This is a genomic window from Trueperaceae bacterium (assembly GCA_036381035.1).
GTDB lineage: Bacteria > Deinococcota > Deinococci > Deinococcales > Trueperaceae > DASRWD01.
Genome location: DASVDQ010000128.1, coordinates 1 through 3,846 on the forward strand (window position 1 = coordinate 1; position 3,846 = coordinate 3,846).

Here is a 3,846-nt window from a genome sequence, read left to right on the forward strand (position 1 = left end):
CGCGTCCCTTGGCCCCTCCCCGCGTCGCAGTTGATCGACTTCTACCTCGGCAGCCCGTGGCTGGGTGCGATCGGCAACCTCCTCGCCGACGCCGTCTCGAGCGCGAAGTGGGACCTGGCCGCCCGCGACGTCGACACGAGCGGGCAACCCCTCGACCGCGCCGGCGACTTCGACAAGGCCAGCGACGAGAACTACCGCCGCGCGAAGGCCTGGCTCAGCAGGGAGACGATCGGGCGGGAGGGCGCCAGCGAACTCGACCTGCCCGCCCTCCTCCGGGCCCTGTGCGTCGCGAACGACCAGACCGGCAACGTCTTCGTCGAGGTCCTCCGCGACCAGGCCGGCCGCGAACCCATGCAGGTCAGCCATCTCCTCCCGCAGTTCGTTTGGTACGAGGCGCGCGACACCGGCCTCGTCCTCAGGCAGGAGGACCCGTTCGGGAAGCCCGTCGACTTCGTACCGTTCGGCACGCGCAAGGCGAGCGACAAGGATACCCGCGAGTTCCTGCATCAACGGCAGACGAACCTCGCGAGCAGCTTCTACGGCCTGCCCTCCTGGATCGCGGCGCGTGACAGCGTCGAGGTCGACAACCAGCACCGCAGGTACCTCAAGGGCTTCTTCAAGAACCACGGCACGCCTCGCTACCTGGTAACCGTCACCGAGGATCCGACCTGGACGGGGCAGAAGCCTGGCGATGACGCCCTCGACGCCCTCTTCGAGCAGGTCCGCGGCTTCCTCGAGGCGAACCAGGGCGACATGGCCGGCCGGAACCTCATCCTCCAGTACCCCGGCGGCATCACGGTCACCGCGCAGGCGCTCGACCACAAGCTCGAGGACCCGACCTTCCCGAACACCGCGAAGCTCGCCCGGGACGAGATCCTCGCTGTGCGGCACGTGTCCCTGATCAACCTGGGCCTGCCGGAAGGCGGGTACAGGGCGACGGCCGAGACGCAAGCGGACGACTTCGTGACGCAGGCGCTCATCCCGTTCGCGGCGCCCGCCGTCGCGATCATCAACCGCATCCTCCACGCCCCCGCCCCCAGCGGGCTCGGCATCACGGACTACGACTTCGAGCTCACGTTCGACGACGCCGAGCAGCTCATGCGGAAGGTGGAAGCGCTCGTGAAGGCCGCCGGCGCGCCCATCCTCTCCCAGGCGGAAGCCAGGCAGGTGCTGGGGTACGAGCCGGCCGGGGAGACGGTCCCGCTCCTGCCGACAACGATGCTGCCAGCCGGCGACTTCGGCGTGGGCGGGCCGGATGCCGAGACGACCGAGGACTAACCCTCGCCTCGCCCGCGCCCGGCACCTTGCACACGTCGAGGCGGCCGTCCGGCGGTACGCGCCCGAGGTCTGGACGGCGACCAGGCGCCTGCACACTCGGTGGCTGCGTGAGGCGCTCGCCGCCGCCCGGCCGCTCCTCGACCGGCTGGTGATCGAGGCCAGGCTGTACGAGCTCGAGGTCGAGTGGCTCGCCGGCGAGCTCGCCTGGCTCGGGTACGAGATCAGCCCCGACGAGCTGCGCGAACAGCCCGAGGTCGCTTGGACCCTCCGGCGCCTAGCCGAGCAGGCGCCCGCGTCCGCCGGGTTCCTCACGACCGACCCCCGCCGCGACACCCTCCTCCGGGAGACCGTGCGGATCCTCGAGGACGACCTGTCGACGTTCTGGCGGACCCTCACCGACCCAGAGACGCTCGCCAGGCGCCTCGTCACCCTGAAGGCCGAGGGCGTGCCGTACGTCGAGGCCAGCCGGCAGGTCGCGCGCCAGTACGGCACGGAGTTCTATCGGGCCGAGCGCCTCGTCCGCTCGAGCTACAACACCGCCGCGAACAATGCACACTCGGCGGCGCTGGAGGAGGCGGGCTTCACGAAGAAGCGCTGGCTGACGAGCCGGGACGCGCGCGTACGTCGACCGACGCCGGGCAGCCCGTACGACCATGCGTCAGCCGATGGCCAGACGGTCCCCGTCGATCAGCCGTTCACCGTCAGCGGCGAGTTGCTCATGTACCCCGGCGACCGCTCAAAAGGTGCGAGCGCGGGGAACCTGATCAACTGTAGATGTAGCGTGATAGGCGTAGAATGAGCGTCCCTCGCGGCGTGGCGGAGCAGACGCTCAAGACCTGCCCCAAGTGCGGGCAGGCGAAGCCCCTCACCCTTGACAGCGCGCCGATAGGCCCGTGCTACACTCTCACCTAGCTTCGGCCCTCGGGGCCGCGATTCGTTCGCGAACCGGAGGGCCTGTCTCTGTTCGGACGCCGTAACCACAACCTCCAGCGCCGCGCCGCCCCCGCCACAGCGGTGGGCGAGCAGCGCAGCGTCGACCTGACCGTCCGCGCCGGCGCCGGCGACACCCTCATCCTCCGCGCCAGCAACGACACCGTCGTAGACCGGTACGGCACCGTCATCACCGCCGAGGCCCTCCTCAGGGACTGGTGGCCCGCCTACCAGCAGCACCGCACCGTCTCCCTCCAGCACAACCTGCCCAAGCTCCGCGACATCGAAGGCCGGCCCATGGTCGGCCTCGCCACCCGCGTCGACTTCACCCCCCAACTCGAGGTCGAGGTCCGGGTGCTCGACCCGAAGACGCTGGAGCTCGTCCGCGCCGGCAAGGTCCGCAGCGCCAGCCTCGAGTTCGTCCCCCTCGAGGTCGAACGCCGCACCGTCGCCGGCAAGCCGGCGGAGGTCTACCACCGCCTTTCCCCAGAGCCTGAGCACGCGGGCCTGTCCCTGGTCGACGTGCCGGGCGTGCCCGGCGCCGACCTGCTCGCCATCCGAACCCTGCCCGCCCTCTGGGCGTACGCCGTCGTGGACCCGCGGGTCTTGAACGGCGAGGTCACCGACCCCGAGGAGGTGCGGCAGCTGGCGTGGCTGCCTCATCACGACGAACGCAGTCACGCCGTCGACGAAGCGCTGTTGGCCCGGGCGCTCGCTGACCTCGAAGCGGGCCGCGTCAGCGTGCCACCGTTCGCCAGCCTCACGGCGGCGCAGGTGGTCGAGAGAGCCCGCGCTCACCTCGAGCGACACACCAGCCTCCGCCTCGGCAGAAGGGCCGATGCGGAGCCCCTGAAGGAGGGGGAGATGAACGAGTGGATGCAGGCCCGAGCCGCGCAGTACGCGGCCGAGGGCATGAGCCAGGCCGACGCCGAGGCGAAGGCCAAGGCGGACTACCAGGCGCTCGCGCCCGAAGTGCGCAGCAAGATCGAAGGCAAGCCCGCCGCGGAGGGTGACGAGGCGGAGGCCAAGGGCCTCCTCGCTCGCCTCTTCGGCCGCAACGGCGGCGGGGACGTGCACGTGCACGTCGGGCAGCCCGCAGAGCAGGTGCAGGCCCGAGCCGCCGGCGAGCCCGCCGACGGCCAGCCCAAGGCCGAGCCCAAGCCGAAGGCTGAGGAGAAGCCGGCCGGCAAGCCCGAGCAGCGCAGCGCGCGCGACATGTGGCTGCAGGCCCGCGCCGCCCTCCTCCAGGTCGAGGAGGGCCTCTCCGACGTCGAGGCTCGCGCCGCGGCGCAGGAGCAGCTCGACGCCGACCTCGGCCTACAGGCGCGCCTCGCCGCCGCGCCCCAACCGGAGGGCGACCAGCTGGCGCAACTCCCGCCGGAGATCCGCGCGCTCATGCGCCGCCCCGAGGACCCCATGGCGGCGATCGCCAGCGGCCTCCGCGTCCGCAGCCAGAAGCTCGACGGCGACCAGCTCCTCGGCGAGGTCTTCGCCCGCACGATCGTCCCGCAGGCGCTCGGCCAGCGGCCGTCCACCCGCCAGCTGACCGAGGCGTACAACATGCTCGCCGAGGCCGGCATCCACCAGCGCGCCCTCACGATCGAAGCCAACGGCACGGTCGTGTACGAGGAGCTCGCG

Annotated in this window: 3 protein-coding genes; all 3 read left to right on the top strand. The window is 71.4% G+C overall.

All coding sequences use genetic code 11. The features are described from left to right. A partial coding sequence (locus VF202_14325) for a phage portal protein (GenBank protein HEX7041289.1) occupies positions 1 to 1,278 on the top strand: 1,278 nt, incomplete at its 5' end. Further along, positions 1,256 to 2,077 carry a hypothetical protein gene (locus tag VF202_14330; GenBank protein ID HEX7041290.1) on the top strand — a complete coding sequence of 274 codons (822 nt, stop codon included), beginning with the start codon at positions 1,256 to 1,258 and terminating at the stop codon, positions 2,075 to 2,077. The genes VF202_14325 and VF202_14330, both read left to right, overlap by 23 nt. Before the next feature lie 215 nt (positions 2,078 to 2,292). Further along, positions 2,293 to 3,846: hypothetical protein (locus VF202_14335; GenBank protein HEX7041291.1), on the top strand; the 1,554-nt coding region annotated here is incomplete at its 3' end.